Origin of the sequence: Synechococcus sp. Nb3U1 (assembly GCF_021533835.1) — a bacterium.
GTDB lineage: Bacteria > Cyanobacteriota > Cyanobacteriia > Thermostichales > Thermostichaceae > Thermostichus.
This window is the reverse complement of the sequence record NZ_JAKFYQ010000001.1, coordinates 494,844-510,266: the sequence shown is the minus strand read 5'-3', so window position 1 is coordinate 510,266 and position 15,423 is coordinate 494,844. Positions and strand designations below refer to the sequence as shown.

Below are 15,423 nucleotides of genomic sequence, written 5' to 3'. Positions count from 1 at the left end.
GCACAATCGTTTCCCTCGTTGCTGTTCAGATGGGTTGTCCCATGCGTCATTTCGAGAACCCAAGCAATCTCGGTGCTTCTCCCCGCTTGGGGATGGGTTACCTGCCGGGATCCAGCGATTTCATGCAGTTTCGTCGGGATCCCCACTTGCTGCCGTTTTTGGGCCTGAGCCTGCTGATCATGGGTTTGGCCACACCCCTATTTTTTCTGTCTGGGGCGGATCCCAGTTTGGATGGCTGCGATGAGAGCTTTTATGCCCAGATGGCCCGCGAGCTGCTGCGGGGGGGCCATTGGTTGGGGCCAACCTTTTTGGGGGAGCCTTTTTTCGAAAAACCGCCCCTCCTGACCTGGGCGGTAGCCATTAGCTTTGCCCTGCATGGGGTGAACGAGTGGGCGGCACGGCTGCCAGGGATCCTCTCCGCCTTGATCTCGATCCCGCTCATCGGCTGGATTGGACGCTTCTTCCTGCCGGTACGGGCAGCCGTTTTGGGTATGGTTGCCTTGCCCTTGTGTTACCTCTGGGTACAGCAGGGGCGGCTGGTGGGTCAGGATGTGCCCCTCACCTGTCTGGAGTTGATCGGGATCTTGGCTCTGGTCAACGGCTTGCGGGGCCATAAAGCCTGGTTTTGGCTGACGGGGCTGGCCTTTGGCTTAGGTCTGCTGATGAAGAGCGCCATGATCCTGTTGCCAGGGGCGGCCCTGATCCCCTACTTGGTACAGCAACGGCGCCATTGGGTGGGGTCGGCGCAGTTTTGGCTGGCAAGCTTGCTGGGGGTGGGGGTTTTCGGGCTGTGGTTGGGCTTGGCGGTGCAGGTGTACGGCTTAGAGGCCCTCACCACCTTGGTGGGCAAAGTGCAGGATTTGGGAGCTGAACCCTTTCATGCCGATGCCACGGGTTTGTACTACTTCTGGCATATTCCGGCCCATGGCTTTCCCTGGACGATTTTGGCCCCGTTGGGGGGAGTGCTGCTGGTGCGGCAGAAGCCAGGGCCAACCCTACTGATCTGGTCTTTCCCGCTGCTGCTGTTGTTGTTATTGCAGGTTTATCCCACCAAAACCCCCTACTACACCGTGCAGCTCTACCCCTGGTTGGCACTCTTGGCCGGAGTAACCCTAGACCAAGCCCTGCAGATGCGAGAGCAGCCCCGCTTGACCGGGATCCTCTCTTGGGGACTGGCGGCGGTGGGGCTGTTGCTTCTGGGCCTAGGGGTGGCGGTGATGCTGGAGGTGGAGGGGTTAGCCCTCTTGCAACCCCATGCTTGGCCGTTGCTGGGGACTGGCATCTTGTACACCCTCTTGCCGGGGATCTGGAGTTGGCGGCGGGTGCTGCACTACGCGGGCAGGTTGTGGATGGGATCCCTGTTGTCCGCCGGGATCCTCACCCTGAGCACCATCGTGTTGCGGCCCGATTTCGGCAATTTCAACCCCGCTTTTGCCCAAATGGACTGGGATCAGATGCTGCCGGGATCCCAAGAGACCGTGGTGGATATTGGGCGGAGTGGCTTGCCGGATGTTTGTCAGGCTCAAGCGGTTGCCTTCTATACGCCCAATCCTGGTGTTTGGGTGGATGATCAGGCTCTGGTGCAAGGGGAACATGGATCCCACCTTTGGGTATCGCCGGTGCAAGCTGGTCGCGTCAGCGGGACGGAGTCCAACCAGGTGGAGCTTGCGGCTTTGGGGTTACAACCCTTGGCGGAGGTGGAGGGCTGGCAACTGATGCGCCGTCTTGGCCCCAGACCGGATCAGCCTGTTGGGCCGGTAGAAGAGAGTATCAGGGATGCCTTTTTCCCGACTTTATAACTTTATACTTTATAGGCTTTATATCTGAGGCGACCTGGAATCCCGGCCAGATCAGGAATTAGCCCAATTAGCCCGTATGGACTGTAGGGGATCAAGGGCCCGAGGTACTGGAAAAAGCTGTATAGTCATCGGGTTGGAGGGCTCCACAACCTAGAGATTTCTCTATCGGTTTTAGAGATTCCTCTATCGGTCGGAAAAGGGAGTTGTGCTTCTCCTAAATCCAATCGGACAGTACAGTGTATAGAGAGACAAGCATCGAAAGGACGAATCTTCCATGACCCTTGCAGAAGGCGCACAACTGGTCACGTTCGCAGTGTTATCGCTGATGGCTATCGGGTTTGCCCTGGGAGTCGTTTGGGCCCCCAGTATCGTCTACTCGGGTTTTCTGCTCGGGGGAGTTTTCCTCAGCATGGCCGGGCTATACCTTCTCCTGAATGCCGATTTTGTTGCGGCAGCACAGGTACTCATCTACGTCGGTGCCGTGAACGTGCTGATCCTGTTCGCTATTATGTTGGTGAATCGGCGCTACAACTTTGCCCCTCTGAAACTGGGCTGGCTGCGCAATGGCGTGACAGCAGTGGTGTGTTTAGGGCTGTTTGCCCTTTTGGCAGCGATGGCCTTTGATACTCCCTGGGAATTGCAACCGATCCAATCCCTGAGCAGCGTTTTGGTGATGGGTGGGCACTTCTTCAGCGATTATCTACTGCCTTTCGAGTTGGCCTCGGTGCTGCTGTTGATGGCGTTGATTGGGGCAATTGTTTTGGCACGTCGAGAATTTGCCCTCCCGCAGATGGGAGAAGGGGATTTGAGCCTACTAGAGCGGGCCAGACCGCAGATTGAATCGGGCAGCGAGTCAGAACCAGAATTGGTGAGCACCCGTTGAGCGTTTCTCGGATCCCTGGAAATTCAAACTCACTTGTTACACGCACGACCTTTGAGGAGTATGTTGATGTTGCAGCTGCAATTTTTTCTGTTGGTGGCGGCCACTCTCTTTTGCATTGGCATTTATGGGTTGATCGTGAGCCGCAATGCGATTCGGGTGTTGATGTCCATTGAGTTGATGTTGAACGCGGTGAACCTGAATTTTATTGCCTTCTCCAACTTTCTTGACTCGGGCATGATTCGTGGGCAGGTGTTTTCGGTGTTCGTGATTACGGTGGCAGCTGCAGAAGCGGCGGTGGGCTTGGCGATTGTATTGGGAATTTACCGCAATCGAGCCACCATCGATATGGAGAGTTTTAACCTGCTCAAGTGGTAGAGCCGAACACTACTGTCTCTGCAGATAGAAATCTCTACAGGTAGAAATTATTTAGCGGTCATTTCCTAATCTGAATCTGAAATTGATTACAGATAACCTCGATCGCTTGGAGGATCGGAATACTTTTCCCCTCTTTCCTATCGGCCAAAAGCGCGTTTCACCTCAGGCAGCAGCAGCACGTATACGATGATGCCACTGATAAGAATACTTCCCAGAGACATGCCGCCTCCTACACCTCCGAGAAACTGTAGCAGTCCAAACCCCAAACCCAGCGCCTGCATCACCAAAGATCCCAGCCATCCCCAGCCCCTAAGTTGCAATAACCCAACGGAGAAGACAATTCCGAGAAAGCCGTAAGCCAGGCTGAGCAGAAAAATAAAAGTTACCAAACTACCCAGCACTATCCCGAAGATCGTATCTCCACCGGAGGCGGCCAGCCCCCCCACCACAGCTCCGGCCATCACCCCGAACAAACTGACCAACAGGGTTAACCCAGCAAACAGCATTTGAATGAGCGCAATGAGGGTGACGCTGGCAGGTCGTTCCATGATTTTGGGTTAGGTAAAGGCCAAGATGCCGGAATAGGCCAAAGCTCCCAAAACCGGCAGGAAAACGAGCAGTCCCAACCAGCGGGATTTGTTCAGGCGGGGCGGGATGGCAAAGATCACCCAGATGGCAAAGATCAAATTCACCAAGGGGATGAAAAAGAGGATCACCCACCAACCCGGCTTGCCCGCAGCTCGACACATCACCCAAATATTGGCAATCGGGATCCAGGCTAACCAAGCGTTCGGCACACTCAATTTTTGCCCAATCACCATCAAGGTGTAGCTAAAAAAGACGTAAAAAGCGATTGAAATCAGACCAGATAAAGATTCATCCATGAATTTTAATTCCCCGAAAATTTATCAGTTTACTGAAACAGCAAGAAGCCTGGGGGATCCCAGTTTCTCAGAGGCTTTTCACAATTTTCACAAGCTATGAACTATGAACCCTAGGATCACCCATCCCAACCCCAAAATTAACCAAAAGGGATCCCTTTGCCCAGAGATAATTCATTAAAATAAATTACAAAATTAAATCACGAAAGGGATCCCAGCGAAAGGTTCAGACGCGGGGAGGCAAGGGAGGCAGATTCACCCCCGGCACCAAAGATTCCAACAGGCCAATACAGGCATCCCAGAGCAACTCGATCACGTAGTGAAAGCCCTCTTCTCCTCCATAGTAGGGATCCGGAACTTCTTCGTCAGGATGAGAACGACAATAACTGCACATCAAGCGCACTTTCTCGGCGTATTTGCCCTGTGGATCCAGACTGAGAATGTCTCGATAATTTTGCCGATCCATCGCCAGGATCAAATCGAACTCCCGCAAATCCGTCGGGCGAATTTGGCGGGCCTCACCTCGCAGATCCAGCCCATAGCGTTGGGCAGCCTGGCGCATGCGCCGATCCGGGGGGCTGCCGGCATGATAGGCGCCGGTACCGGCGGAGTCACAGAGAATCGCGTCCGGGATCCCGCTGCTGCGCAGGAGGTGATCGGTGATCCCTTCGGCAGTGGGGGAGCGACAAATATTACCCAGACAGACGAAGAGTAGCTTCTGGCTCATGCAACCTCCAGAGCAGCAAAAAATCCCTCCTTACCTTACCAGCCTTCTCCCCTGAGGTGGATAACAACCATCGGGTGGATCCCTGGTCAGAATGGAACTAGTGTTGCTGCTGGTCTCTCTCCCCAATGCCCGATTCCACCCCCTACCCGCACCCCCAGGATGTGGCCAATCTGATTCTCTACGTGCAAACGGAACTGGCTCTGTTTGAGCAAGTTGCGGCCCAAGAAGGGATCCCGCCTACAGCCCTGCGACCGATCCAGCGTTCTCAGGAGGCATTGCGGCGTGCTGTGGATCAACTCGAACTGCGGGATTGGTACCGAGAACTCACCCATGGTTTTCGGGATCAGTTGGGGCGGTTGGAGGAGTGGCTGTAATCAGCAATAGGTTTTTGGGCGGAGTCCTGCCAGAATAACGACAGCCTCCCCCCTTCAGCCCGTCATGCTGCAAGTCCAGAACCTTTCCTATCATCCGGCAGCCGCGTCCCAACCGATTTTGAAGGATCTTTCCTTCCAGTTGGGATTAAACCAGTTGGGATTAATCGTCGGCAAAAGTGGGGCGGGTAAGAGCACCCTGCTGGAAATTTTGGCCGGGTTGGCGCGCCCCACCCAAGGACAGATTGTCTGGGAAGGGGTGAATCTGTTACCCACCCAATTGCGAGGTATGGCCGGATTGGTGTTTCAGTTCCCGGAACGACATTTTTGTGGTCTCACCCTCTTGGATGAAATGCGCTTTGGCCACCCAGAGTTGCGGGAAAAAGAGATCGAAAATGCCCTCAAGCAGGTAGGGTTGGAAGGGATCCCGTTGCGCGGTTCCCCCAACCATTTGAGTGGTGGGCAACAGCGGCGGTTGGCCCTGGCGGTGCAGCTGATCCGCAGCCCATTTTTGTTGCTACTGGATGAGCCGACGGCAGGGTTGGATTGGTCGGTACGGCGGCAGTTGATCGAGCTGTTGGCGCGGCTGAAATCGATGTGGACGGTGCTAGTGGTTTCCCATGACCCGGAGGAGCTGTCCCAGATTGCCGATGTGCGATGGACTTTACAGGCAGGATCCCTGCAGCCTCTCCAGGCGGATGCCCTGCTTCACAAATCGTAAAAATCATAAATAACGGCGGGGATCCACGGGCTGGCCGTTGCGGCGCACCTCGAAGTGGACATGGGGGCCAGTGGAAAGCCCGGTTGAGCCCGCGGCAGCGATGGTTTGTCCCCGCTGCACCGATTGCCCGACGCCAACGGCCACGCGGCTGTTGTGGGCGTAGAGGGTGGTGATACCACCGCCATGATTGATGATCACGGTATTGCCGTAGCCGCCGTACCAGCCGGCATAAATGACCGTACCTCGATCTGCTGCTCGTACGGGCGTTCCGGTAGGCACCCCAAAGTCGATACCCGCATGGAAGCGGCGGGTGCGATAGATGGGGTGAACCCGCCAGCCAAAAGGACTGGTGATCGGCCCCCCCACCGGAGCCACCAAGCGGCCTGTGCCCTGCACCGGATCCCCGCCGCCCCGCTGTTGCGATTGCTGGGCGATCAGTTGCTGGATCAACCCCGTCAGTTGTTGCGAATCGGCTTCCAAACGCCGCTGTGCCGCCTCAAAAGAAGCTCGCTCATTGGCCAAGCGCCCAACCAGTTGTTCTTGGGTGGCGGCCTGCTGCTGCAACTGATTTTTCTGGGCCGCCAGCTCCTGCAAAATCAGGGAAATCTCATTGCGCTGCACCTCTAGGGCGATGCGTTGTTGATCCACCTCGGTGGCGGTGACCTGAAGTTCTTGGATCAATTGCCGATCCGCTTCGATCAACAGTTGCAGTTGGTGACGGCGGTCGAAAAACTCGTTCAAATCTCGGCTACTCAGTAACAAAGCCCACCAATGTTCAGCCCCCTGCCGCTGCATATAGCGCAACCGGGCAGCCGTACCCTGTTGTTGCCGTTTTAGGCGATCCTCTAAATCCTCCAGATCCTTTTGGGCCTGCTCCAGTGCTTTTTGGGCTTGTTCCAGGCGATACTGGTTATCCCGAAGGCTGGATTCCGTTTGTTGGATGTTTTGCTGCAGGGATCCCATGCGGCGGCGGGCTTCCTGTTCAGCTTGGCGCAGTTCCTCTAGGCGGCGTTGGTTACCTTGGATCTGTTGCTGGATCTGCTGCTGCCGTTGTTGCAGTTGGTTGACATTCTGGGCTTGCGATGGCGCTACCATCCCCAGACCTGCCACCAGCAGTAGGGTGAGCAACCCGAATACCATCCACGCCCTTAGGCTTCGTGCCACGCGATTCAAGCCCCACCTTTCCCCACAACCACAGGGCTTATCCTACCAAAACTCACCTGAGCTGCCCTCTCCCGATATCGGATTGTGATGTTTGCTTGTCCTGAACCCAGCCTGGATGACCGTTTGACCCACCCTTGGTTGCTCCAGTTGTGGCAGCAGCCTTTGATCGGGGTGATTCGTGCCCAAGAGAGTTTGGCTCAGGCCACCCAACAGGCGACGGTGGCCATCCAAGCCGGGATTCAACACATTGAAATCACCACCCAAGTTCCCCAGTACTTGCAGTTGATTGCGGAGTTGCGACAACACCATCCCCAGTGCTGGATCGGGGTCGGTACGGTTTTGCATCAACACATGGCCAAGCAGGCTTGGCAGGCGGGGGCACAGTTTTGTGTCTCTCCCTTTGCCGATGAGCAGGTCATCCGCTGGGCGCAGGAGGTAGGGTTACCCATCGTGCCGGGGGCCCTCACCCCGACAGAAATTGGGTCAGCTTGGCGGGCGGGGGCAACAGCGGTGAAGGTGTTCCCGGTGGAGAGCCTGGGGGGATTCCGCTATATTCGCCATCTGCGGCAACCGTTGGGATCCCTGCCCCTGATCCCAACAGGGGGGGTAACCCTGGCCAATGGATTGGAATACCTACGGGCCGGGGCATGGGCAGTGGGAATTGCTGGAGACTTATTCCCACCAGAAGCGTATTTGGATACAGTGTCTGATGGACAAAAGCTGGAAAATCGTATTCGTCAAGCTCTCGTACCGCTGATACAAATGCGGCAATTTCCGCAGAAATCTGGCCTAACCTGACCTACCCACTAGAATAGGGGGCGTATCGGTGTGGAGTGAGGCCCGCATGGATGGATTCCTGGATCTGTACCTACAGTTCAATATCCCGAGTCCAATTGAAGAAGCCACCTGGTGTGATTGGTTTGAGATTTGGTTGCGGGAACTGGGGGTGACGATCCCGTGTGAACTGAGCCTTTGCCTCACCTCAGACGATCACATCCGCGAGCTCAACCGGGAGTTTCGCCAAATCGATGAGCCCACTGATGTGTTGGCTTTTGCCGCTCAGGAGATGCTAGCCCCGGTCGGGATCCGTGAAGTGTCGGGGGTACGGCTGCTGGGGGATATCGTCATTTCGGTTCAAACCGCTCGCCTGCAGGCCAAAGCTCAGGGACACCGTCTCTCGGATGAGCTGGCTTGGTTGGCTACCCACGGGTTGCTCCACCTGCTGGGGTGGGATCACCCAGATGAACTGTCCCTACAGCGCATGATGCAGCAACAACGGCAGCTACTCTCGGCGATCCAACTGGGCTCGGAGGTGACGCATGGCCAGTAGCTCTAGCCGTTCTCCCCAACGTCTGCGGCTACTTGAGCGCTCTCGGTTGGTGGCGTTCCGGCGGCGTGGAGTGTATTCCAGCCCGGCTGTTGTGGCTCCTACTCCTCCATCTGCGGCAGATCCTTCAGGGGATGCCCAGCCTCCGACAACGGATCCCTGGCAACGACCTCCCTCCTGGCGGGTGGCGACGAACCTGGGCAAAAGTTTCTACTTTGCGGGCAAAGGCTTGGCCTATGCCGTCCGCACCCAACGGAACTTCCGCATTCATCTTGCTGTGGCGGCGGTGGCTTTTGCGCTGGGCTTTGGCCTGAAGCTAAGTGCGGTGGAAATGGCCCTGATCAGTTTGGCGACGGGGTTGGTGATGGCCCTCGAGCTGGTGAATACCGCCCTAGAAGCGGTGGTGGATCTGACGTTGGGCAACAAATATCATCTGCTGGCGGCGATCGCCAAAGACTGTGCGGCAGGGGCAGTGTTGATTGTGGCAGCGGCGGCGCTATTGGTAGCGGCTTGGCTGTTTCTGCCCCCTTTGTTGCTGCTGGTACAGAATGGCTTGGGGACGGTGGAGTAACTCGCAGAGTAGCTTTATCTTCACTCCAATTCTTACCAACCAATTTTAGAAAATTTAGAAAATGGTCGGCTCATCTGAGCTGGAAACTGCTAAGACCCGTCCGCCCTGCCGATCTAGGTTGAGCAACTTAGCCTCCGATTCAATATCCAGTTGCCGCCAGGCACTGACCATGGCAGATCCCACCCGTTCCCGATCGTCGGGGGCACAGAGGGCCAAAAGAGTAGGGCCCGCTCCACTGATCACCACCCCGTAGGCTCCAGCAGCCTGTGCGGCGGCTTGGACGGTTTTGAACCCGGTGATCAATTCCAAACGAGCCGGTTGGTGCAGGCGATCCTGCAGGGCTACTTTCAGCCAGTCCACACGGCCCAACTGCAAACTGCGAATCAACAGACCAAGGTGGCTGCTAGAAAACACCGCATCCGCCATGCTCACCGATTTGGGCAGAATCTCGCGGGCGGCTTGGGTGGAGAGCTTAAAATTGGGCACCACCGCCAAGAGGCCAATGCTCTCGTGCCACTCGATCGGGCAAAACACCCATTGCCCTTGCTGCCCCTGCACACACAACTGACAACTGCCCTGCAGAGCAGGTACCACATTGTCTGGATGGCCTTCGAGGGCGATGGCCAGTTGCAGAAGGGTTTCCGGAGCTAGGTTGAGCCCCCCGATGGCATTGGCTCCCAGCAACCCCCCAACAATGGCGGTAGCAGAGCTGCCCAACCCACGGGAGAGGGGCACGTTCAGGGTGATCTCAATTTCTACCCCCGGCACGGGTTTGCTCAGCAACTCAAAGGCACGGCTGAAGGCTCGGTAGACGAGGTTATCTTTGCTCTGGCTGACGTGGTCGCCGCCGCGATAGTGAATGCTGAGGCCAGAAGGGATCTCACGGAATTGGAAGCGATTGTGGAGATCCAAGGCTGCACCGATGCAATCGAAGCCTGGCCCCAAGTTGGCGGTGGTAGCCGGGACGATCACCTGTACTTGCTCTTTTACCAAAGGGTCAACTCCTTAGAAAACGGCGGGCAACCCAATTGCCCACGAGCTGGGATCCCTTTCGCCCTAGGGACAACCCGCAGAGTCAAGGCAACCAGGCCAGGCCAGCCAGTAACGCCGAGAGGATCCCGATTAATATCCAAACAAGTTTAGTATCAAAGCGATCAGCTCCGCTGGAGCTGGAGACATCCGTAGCGTCAGCGGCAGGACTTGAGCGGGTGCTTTTGCGTTGAGGCTGTCGATAGGCTAGGCGGTGTTCCGGTGGTTCGGCATCCTCCAATTGGCTGAGATCAGGGATTTCGCTCAGCCATTCCGGCGGACGTCGCAACCGGGGGGCCTGCCAAATGCCCAGGATATAGCGAGCCTGCTGAGCCACCTCTGGGTCAGGATGGCGCACTAGGGTTTGAGCCAACAGGATCGCCTCCTGAGTTTGTCCGAGGGCTTCCTGGGCCAAGGCCTGCCAGAGCCGTAGCTTGCCCGAATGCGGATAGCGACTTTGGGCCTGCCGCACCTGCTCCAACACTTGGCGATACTGGCCTTGCTCGAACCCTGACTGGATCAGGGCCAAATGCTGGGGCAATCTCAGGTCTTCGAAAGGGCTCACTCCACGGATCCGGAAGTTAGGTCAGCTTCTGTTCTACCCCAAACCCCACCAAGATCAGATCTTGCAGAGGTTGGCCTGCCTCGGGACGCTGATAGGTGAGAATCTGCCGCAAGCGCAGCCGCGGATTGAGCAGGGTAATGGTGTCTACGGCAACGACACGGGTGTAGGTGGTGGTCATGCTCAATTGCAGGGATCCAGGATCAAAGCGAAAGGTGGCAACAATCGGTCGATCTTCTTCATAGGCTCGATCCCGCAGATAGTCTCCCTCTAGGCCCGCCAGGTTTTCCTGCTGCGGCACGAATAGCATGTTTAGCTCCTGCGCCACCTCTTCTCCGGTTTCAGAGACGGTCTCGAAGGCGAGGTGAAAGCCCAAAAATCCATCCACACTGTGGTTGGGGTACTGGTTGTCGGCGAGAACCTTATGCTTAAGGTCAGGGGTCAGAGTGCGGATAGTGAACTCGGTGCGGGATCGCTCTACCTCGCCGCGAGTCAGGTGATGGTAGGTTCGCTCTGTGCTCCAGGCACCAATGCAGCAGTTGAAGAAATAGTGAAATTGCTCAAGAGGCTTCATGCGAGGTTCATTTGCAGGATAAGGTCATCGTTTGGCTAAACAGTCGCCCAAGGCCGCGCAAAATCTGTATTCCTGATCCTAAAACGAATTGTTAACCTTCGCTGCTCTATCCCTAGCCTTTCAGGCCGCTTGTCCCACCGGCCTCCCTTCGGCCAGGGGCATCTGCTGCCCGAACAACTGCAAAGCCCGCTGCAACTGCACATCCTCCGGCCCAGCCAGGGTCTGCACGGCTCCCTCCGCCACCACCACATCCGGCTGGATCCCCTGGCGATGGATATCGTGGCCGTTGGGGGTTAGGTATTTGGCGGTGGTCACCGCCAACCCCGAGCCATCCGCCAGTTCCAAAAGAGATTGGATTAGCCCTTTGCCGAAGGTGCGAGTTCCCACCAACTGGGCCCGCCTATTGTCTTGAAGTGCCCCTGCCAATACTTCGCTGGCACTGGCACTGCCCTGATTCACCAACACCACTAGGGGAGCTTCTGTGAGAATATCTCCGGTGGCGGGAATACTATCTTGAATGCCGTGTCGATCCGTCACCCTCACAATATCGCCACTTGGGATCCAAAACCGGCCGATTTCGATTGCTGCCTGCAACAGTCCGCCCGGATTATTGCGCAAATCGAGAATGTAGCCCCGCACCGCTTGCGCTTCTGCTGTCCGGATCGCTTGCTTGACTTGGGCGGCAGCATTGCCGTTGAACTGGCTGAGGCGAATGTAGGCGATGGATCCCTGGGGCTGCTCAAAAAACCGGGTGCGTACCGGGTTGATGGTGATGGATTGCCGTACCAGTTCCAGCTCCCAAACGCGATCCTGTCGTTTCACCTTCAGAGTGACAGGGGTACCACTGCGCCCCCGCATCCGCTCGGCCACTTCATCTAGGCTCAAGCCCGACACCGACACCTGATTCACCTCCAGAATTTCGTCCTGACTTTGGATCCCGGCTTGTTCGGCAGGAGTGCCCTCCATAGGGGCAATCACTCGCACCGAGCCCTGATCATCGATGGCGATTTGCAAACCAATGCCGCTCAGTTCCCCAGCGGTCGAGGTTTGCAAGCTCAGATAGTGTTCCTTATCCAGAAATCGAGTAAAGGGATCCCCGAGGGTAGCTAACATCTCCTCGATGGCGTGGTAGGTTTGCTGCCGCTCACTCAAGGGCCTAGACAGCACCCGTTGCCGCACTTGCCACCAGTTTTGTCCGTTAAAGGCGGGATCCACGTAGGCCCGATCCACATAGGCCCAAGCCTGAGCGATCAGTTGCTGTTCTTCTCCCCACCGGCTGGCCTGTACTTGACAAGCACCGATGCCCAGGCTCACCCAAAGCAAACACCCCAACAGCAGAACGCGGATACCCCAGCGCAATACCGTTCGCGACAGCGGGACGGAGTCCTTTGGGATCCCCCACAATCTCCGATTCATTTCCGCCCATCCCGACTTCTGCACAACCCACTGATCCAGAAGAACATTAAGAAACATGAACAAAAACAGACATGAAAGGTTACTTTGGCTCGCTGAGAGGGGGATCCCCAGCTCCAAAGCTGAGCCTAGCTCAATGATCGTGTTACATTGCTGGGTGAAGTGGGTCTAACCCGCCCCGAGACATCGACTTTTCAAAAATTGCAGGCATTATGAGCAAAGTTTACGACTGGTTAGACGAGCGGCTGGAGATTACGCCTTTCGTCGATGATGCAACTGGGAAATTCATTCCGCCCCACGTTAACATCTTTTACTGCCTGGGCGGGGTGACACTGGTGTGTTTCTTAATTCAGTTTGCCACGGGCTTCGCCATGACCTTCTACTACCGTCCGACGGTGGCGGAGGCGTTTGAATCGGTCAACTACATTATGACCCAGGTGAATTTCGGCTGGTTATTGCGTTCCATCCATCGCTGGAGCGCCTCCATGATGGTGTTGATGATGATTTTGCACACCTTCCGGGTCTACCTGACGGGTGGGTTCAAGAAGCCCCGTGAGCTAACCTGGGTAACCGGGGTCATTTTGGCGGTGCTGACGGTCTCTTTCGGCGTTACCGGTTACTCGCTGCCCTGGGATCAGGTGGGCTATTGGGCGGTCAAGATCGTCTCGGGTGTGCCCAGTGCCATTCCAGTGGTAGGGGATCTGTTGGTGGAGCTAATCCGCGGCGGTGAAGCTGTTGGCCAAGGGACGCTGACTCGCTTCTACAGCTTGCATACTTTTGTGTTGCCCTGGTTAATTGCGGTCTTCATGACCATGCATTTTCTGATGATCCGTCGCCAGGGTATTTCCGGGCCTTTGTAATCTGTTCGTGAACTGTAACTCTCAGCAACTTTTGCACCTCGACAAGGAGAACTTCCATGGCTGTCTCGAAGCAGGTTGTGGCTACCGAGGCGATCACCCGTAAGGTTGACCTCGACAATCCCAAGGTAGTAGCCAAACTGAAGAAAAACATGGGCCACATGACCTATGGTGAGCCCGCCTGGCCCAATGATTTGCTGTACATGTTCCCGGTGGTCATCCTGGGCACGATTGGCCTAGTGGTAGCGCTGTCGGTGATGGATCCGGCGGGTGTAGGTGAGCCTGCGGATCCCTTTGCGACTCCTCTGGAAATTTTGCCGGAATGGTATCTCTACCCGGCTTTCCACCTGTTGCGCATTGCGCCTAACAAGCTCTTGGGGATTGCCCTGATGTCGGCCATTCCGGCTTGTTTGCTGTTCGTCCCCTTCATCGAAAACGTCAACAAGTTCCAAAACCCCTTGCGCCGTCCGGTGGCGACCACGGTGTTCTTGATCGGCACTTTGGTCACCCTCTACCTAGGCATTGGTGCAACCCTACCTCTAGACAAATGGGTTACTTTGGGCCTGTTCTGAGCTGTTCTGAGTTAGAGGGAGTGTCCATTCCTCCTGCGTCTTGAGTGGACGACCCAAAAGTGCAGTGTGGCGATGGCCGGGCTGCACTTTTTTCGTGGATCGATTTCTTGGACAGGTGCTAAGACCCAAGGGATCCGAAATGGTAGTATCACTAAGCCCTTGCCCTCCTTCAGATTGCTATGGCCACCTCTGCACGTACCTATCGGATCACCGCGCTGGCCGGAGATGGCATTGGCCCAGAAATTCTGCGAGTGGGACGAGCCGTATTGGATGCCGTGGCGAAGCAGAGGGGATTTGCCATCCAATGGCAGGAGGGCCTTGTCGGTGGCATCGCCTACGAGCACACCGGGGATCCCTTGCCGCCAGAAACCTTGAAAATGGCCCAAGACAGCGATGCGGTCTATTTGGCTGCTGTTGGAGACTTTAAGTACGATACCTTGCCTCGGGAGAAACGTCCGGAACGGGCTTTGTTGGGGTTAAGAGCGGGCTTGGGGTTATTTGCTAATCTGCGCCCGGTGAAAATTCTCCCCCAACTGGTGGAGTCTTCTTCTCTGAAGCGGGAGGTGATCGAAGGGATCGACCTGATGGTGGTGCGAGAATTAACGGGCGGCATCTACTTTGGCCAACCCAAGGGGATCTTTACGGATGCGGAGGGATCCCGGCGCGGGGTGAACACCATGGTCTACAGCGAAGCGGAGGTGGATCGGATTGCGCGGGTAGCCTTCGATCTGGCCCAGAAGCGCCGATGCAAGCTCTGCTCAGTCGATAAGGCCAATGTGCTGGAGGTATCGCAACTGTGGCGGGAGCGGGTTACGGCCGTGGCCACGGACTATCCCAACGTCGAGCTCTCCCACATGTATGTGGATAATGCCGCCATGCAGTTGGTGCGCTGGCCCAAGCAATTTGATGTCATCCTGACGGGCAACCTTTTCGGGGATATCCTCTCGGATGAAGCGGCAATGCTGACGGGATCCATCGGCATGTTGCCTTCAGCTTCTTTGGGAGCCTCTGGACCGGGAGTATACGAACCGGTGCATGGATCGGCCCCCGATATCGCCGGACAAGACAAAGCCAACCCCATTGCCCAGGTGCTCTCTGGGGCGATGATGCTGCGCTACTCATTGGATCAATCGGAAGCTGCTGCCCAGATCGAACAGGCGGTGGAAGCGGTGCTAGCCCAAGGCTACCGAACGGGAGATATTTTCTCCGAAGGAATGACCCTGATCGGTTGTCAGGAAATGGGGGAGAAGATTTTGGCTATGCTTGAGCGCTAATTCATCCAGTTTCATCCAGTCGTTTGAGCCCCAGACGCAACAGAGAACCCTAAATCAACACTTGCCAAATGCCTTGGCGCTGCTACCCGCGAAAGGATTGGTAAACCATGAAGGTAAACAGAATTTTTTTCGCAATACCTTGTTACTTAAACCTGAAGAAATTCCTATTGAGGTAAAACTTAAACTTCCATTGGTCTTCTCTTAATCTTGAGCCACTAGCCTTGTGTTGACCGGTTAAATGTGTAGCAAAAATTGCACACAAGGCTGGTGTTTTTGACTTTAGAACATCCAGGCTTCCAAGAACTTGACAAGGAGGGGACTCA

Annotated in this window: 19 protein-coding genes; 11 read left to right on the top strand and 8 right to left on the bottom strand. The window is 56.1% G+C overall.

Going from position 1 to position 15,423, the window contains the following annotated elements:
• Positions 1-41 precede the first annotated feature (41 nt).
• The 3 genes from L1047_RS02410 (at position 42) to nuoK (ending at position 3,057) form a co-directional block, all read left to right on the top strand.
• Positions 42-1,799: an ArnT family glycosyltransferase gene (locus L1047_RS02410; RefSeq protein ID WP_235277120.1), complete on the top strand. Its 1,758-nt coding sequence runs from the start codon at positions 42-44 to the stop codon at positions 1,797-1,799.
• A gap of 274 nt (positions 1,800-2,073) precedes the next feature.
• A complete protein-coding gene (locus L1047_RS02405) occupies positions 2,074-2,682 on the top strand; it encodes an NADH-quinone oxidoreductase subunit J (RefSeq protein WP_235277118.1) in 609 nt (202 codons plus the stop codon).
• Between the two features lie 66 nt (positions 2,683-2,748).
• Positions 2,749-3,057: an NADH-quinone oxidoreductase subunit NuoK gene (gene nuoK / locus L1047_RS02400; protein ID WP_443081674.1), complete on the top strand. Its 309-nt coding sequence runs from the start codon at positions 2,749-2,751 to the stop codon at positions 3,055-3,057.
• 137 nt (positions 3,058-3,194) lie between these two features.
• On the opposite strand, the gene L1047_RS02395 is transcribed toward nuoK, so the two are convergent.
• The 3 genes from L1047_RS02395 to L1047_RS02385 all read right to left on the bottom strand — a co-directional run bounded on the left by L1047_RS02395 (position 3,195) and on the right by L1047_RS02385 (position 4,665).
• Entirely contained in the window at positions 3,195-3,605 is a 411-nt protein-coding gene (locus L1047_RS02395) for a hypothetical protein (protein WP_235277116.1), read from the bottom strand.
• 9 nt (positions 3,606-3,614) lie between these two features.
• The gene (locus tag L1047_RS02390) at positions 3,615-3,941 is read right to left on the bottom strand and encodes a DUF5684 domain-containing protein (RefSeq protein WP_235277115.1); all 327 of its coding nucleotides are present in this window, start codon (positions 3,939-3,941) and stop codon (positions 3,615-3,617) included.
• 223 nt (positions 3,942-4,164) lie between these two features.
• Entirely contained in the window at positions 4,165-4,665 is a 501-nt protein-coding gene (locus L1047_RS02385) for a low molecular weight protein-tyrosine-phosphatase (RefSeq protein WP_235277114.1), read from the bottom strand.
• Positions 4,666-4,790: 125 nt separating this feature from the next.
• Between L1047_RS02385 and L1047_RS02380 the strand changes: the two genes are divergently transcribed.
• Positions 4,791-5,039 carry a hypothetical protein gene (locus tag L1047_RS02380; protein WP_235277113.1) on the top strand — a complete coding sequence of 83 codons (249 nt, stop codon included), beginning with the start codon at positions 4,791-4,793 and terminating at the stop codon, positions 5,037-5,039.
• Positions 5,040-5,103: 64 nt separating this feature from the next.
• Entirely contained in the window at positions 5,104-5,757 is a 654-nt protein-coding gene (locus L1047_RS02375) for an ABC transporter ATP-binding protein (RefSeq protein ID WP_235277112.1), read from the top strand.
• 3 nt (positions 5,758-5,760) lie between these two features.
• On the opposite strand, the gene L1047_RS02370 is transcribed toward L1047_RS02375, so the two are convergent.
• Positions 5,761-6,921: a murein hydrolase activator EnvC family protein gene (locus L1047_RS02370; RefSeq protein ID WP_235277111.1), complete on the bottom strand. Its 1,161-nt coding sequence runs from the start codon at positions 6,919-6,921 to the stop codon at positions 5,761-5,763.
• A gap of 87 nt (positions 6,922-7,008) precedes the next feature.
• Between L1047_RS02370 and eda the strand changes: the two genes are divergently transcribed.
• Genes eda through L1047_RS16625 form a run of 3 tightly spaced genes read left to right on the top strand, consistent with a single transcriptional unit; the run spans position 7,009 to position 8,819 of the window.
• A complete protein-coding gene (gene eda / locus L1047_RS02365; RefSeq protein ID WP_235277109.1) occupies positions 7,009-7,719 on the top strand; it encodes a bifunctional 4-hydroxy-2-oxoglutarate aldolase/2-dehydro-3-deoxy-phosphogluconate aldolase in 711 nt (236 codons plus the stop codon).
• Positions 7,720-7,765: 46 nt separating this feature from the next.
• Positions 7,766-8,251, top strand: coding sequence for an rRNA maturation RNase YbeY (ybeY, locus tag L1047_RS02360; RefSeq protein WP_235277107.1), 486 nt, complete (start codon positions 7,766-7,768; stop codon positions 8,249-8,251).
• The gene (locus L1047_RS16625) at positions 8,241-8,819 is read left to right on the top strand and encodes a diacylglycerol kinase (RefSeq protein WP_328286020.1); all 579 of its coding nucleotides are present in this window, start codon (positions 8,241-8,243) and stop codon (positions 8,817-8,819) included. Before ybeY ends, L1047_RS16625 begins: the two co-directional genes overlap by 11 nt.
• Before the next feature lie 54 nt (positions 8,820-8,873).
• Here the strand turns inward: L1047_RS16625 and thrB are convergent, their stop codons facing one another.
• From thrB to L1047_RS02335, 4 genes are all read right to left on the bottom strand, one after another.
• Positions 8,874-9,812: a homoserine kinase gene (gene thrB / locus L1047_RS02350; protein ID WP_235277105.1), complete on the bottom strand. Its 939-nt coding sequence runs from the start codon at positions 9,810-9,812 to the stop codon at positions 8,874-8,876.
• An 82-nt stretch (positions 9,813-9,894) separates the two neighbouring features.
• On the bottom strand, positions 9,895-10,413 hold the full coding sequence (locus tag L1047_RS02345) for a tetratricopeptide repeat protein (RefSeq protein ID WP_235277102.1): 519 nt from the start codon (positions 10,411-10,413) through the stop codon (positions 9,895-9,897).
• A gap of 16 nt (positions 10,414-10,429) precedes the next feature.
• The gene (locus L1047_RS02340; protein ID WP_235277101.1) at positions 10,430-10,984 is read right to left on the bottom strand and encodes a phycobiliprotein lyase; all 555 of its coding nucleotides are present in this window, start codon (positions 10,982-10,984) and stop codon (positions 10,430-10,432) included.
• A gap of 120 nt (positions 10,985-11,104) precedes the next feature.
• On the bottom strand, positions 11,105-12,400 hold the full coding sequence (locus L1047_RS02335; RefSeq protein ID WP_235277100.1) for a S41 family peptidase: 1,296 nt from the start codon (positions 12,398-12,400) through the stop codon (positions 11,105-11,107).
• A gap of 209 nt (positions 12,401-12,609) precedes the next feature.
• Here L1047_RS02335 and petB point away from each other — a divergent pair, with 209 nt between their 5' ends.
• The 3 genes from petB to leuB all read left to right on the top strand — a co-directional run bounded on the left by petB (position 12,610) and on the right by leuB (position 15,100).
• The gene (petB, locus tag L1047_RS02330) at positions 12,610-13,257 is read left to right on the top strand and encodes a cytochrome b6 (RefSeq protein ID WP_235277099.1); all 648 of its coding nucleotides are present in this window, start codon (positions 12,610-12,612) and stop codon (positions 13,255-13,257) included.
• A 56-nt stretch (positions 13,258-13,313) separates the two neighbouring features.
• Positions 13,314-13,826 (top strand): cytochrome b6-f complex subunit IV, encoded by a 513-nt coding sequence (petD, locus tag L1047_RS02325; protein ID WP_235277098.1) that lies wholly within the window; start codon positions 13,314-13,316, stop codon positions 13,824-13,826.
• Positions 13,827-14,005: 179 nt separating this feature from the next.
• Positions 14,006-15,100 carry a 3-isopropylmalate dehydrogenase gene (gene leuB / locus L1047_RS02320; protein WP_235277097.1) on the top strand — a complete coding sequence of 365 codons (1,095 nt, stop codon included), beginning with the start codon at positions 14,006-14,008 and terminating at the stop codon, positions 15,098-15,100.
• The last annotated feature ends 323 nt before the right edge of the window (positions 15,101-15,423 follow it).

Excerpts from the sequence above, each read along its gene's own strand:
- L1047_RS02375 (WP_235277112.1), top strand. The coding sequence starts at position 5,104 with ATGCTGCAAGTCCAGAACCTTTCCTATCATCCGGCAGCCGCGTCCCAA.
- L1047_RS02405 (WP_235277118.1), top strand. The coding sequence starts at position 2,074 with ATGACCCTTGCAGAAGGCGCACAACTGGTCACGTTCGCAGTGTTATCG.
- ybeY (WP_235277107.1), top strand. The coding sequence starts at position 7,766 with ATGGATGGATTCCTGGATCTGTACCTACAGTTCAATATCCCGAGTCCA.
- L1047_RS02335 (WP_235277100.1), bottom strand. The coding sequence starts at position 12,400 with ATGAATCGGAGATTGTGGGGGATCCCAAAGGACTCCGTCCCGCTGTCG.
- L1047_RS02340 (WP_235277101.1), bottom strand. The coding sequence starts at position 10,984 with ATGAAGCCTCTTGAGCAATTTCACTATTTCTTCAACTGCTGCATTGGT.
- L1047_RS02380 (WP_235277113.1), top strand. The coding sequence starts at position 4,791 with ATGCCCGATTCCACCCCCTACCCGCACCCCCAGGATGTGGCCAATCTG.
- L1047_RS16625 (WP_328286020.1), top strand. The coding sequence starts at position 8,241 with ATGGCCAGTAGCTCTAGCCGTTCTCCCCAACGTCTGCGGCTACTTGAG.
- L1047_RS02410 (WP_235277120.1), top strand. The coding sequence starts at position 42 with ATGCGTCATTTCGAGAACCCAAGCAATCTCGGTGCTTCTCCCCGCTTG.
- L1047_RS02390 (WP_235277115.1), bottom strand. The coding sequence starts at position 3,941 with ATGGATGAATCTTTATCTGGTCTGATTTCAATCGCTTTTTACGTCTTT.
- L1047_RS02395 (WP_235277116.1), bottom strand. The coding sequence starts at position 3,605 with ATGGAACGACCTGCCAGCGTCACCCTCATTGCGCTCATTCAAATGCTG.
- leuB (WP_235277097.1), top strand. The coding sequence starts at position 14,006 with ATGGCCACCTCTGCACGTACCTATCGGATCACCGCGCTGGCCGGAGAT.
- nuoK (WP_443081674.1), top strand. The coding sequence starts at position 2,749 with ATGTTGCAGCTGCAATTTTTTCTGTTGGTGGCGGCCACTCTCTTTTGC.
- L1047_RS02385 (WP_235277114.1), bottom strand. The coding sequence starts at position 4,665 with ATGAGCCAGAAGCTACTCTTCGTCTGTCTGGGTAATATTTGTCGCTCC.
- petD (WP_235277098.1), top strand. The coding sequence starts at position 13,314 with ATGGCTGTCTCGAAGCAGGTTGTGGCTACCGAGGCGATCACCCGTAAG.
- eda (WP_235277109.1), top strand. The coding sequence starts at position 7,009 with ATGTTTGCTTGTCCTGAACCCAGCCTGGATGACCGTTTGACCCACCCT.
- petB (WP_235277099.1), top strand. The coding sequence starts at position 12,610 with ATGAGCAAAGTTTACGACTGGTTAGACGAGCGGCTGGAGATTACGCCT.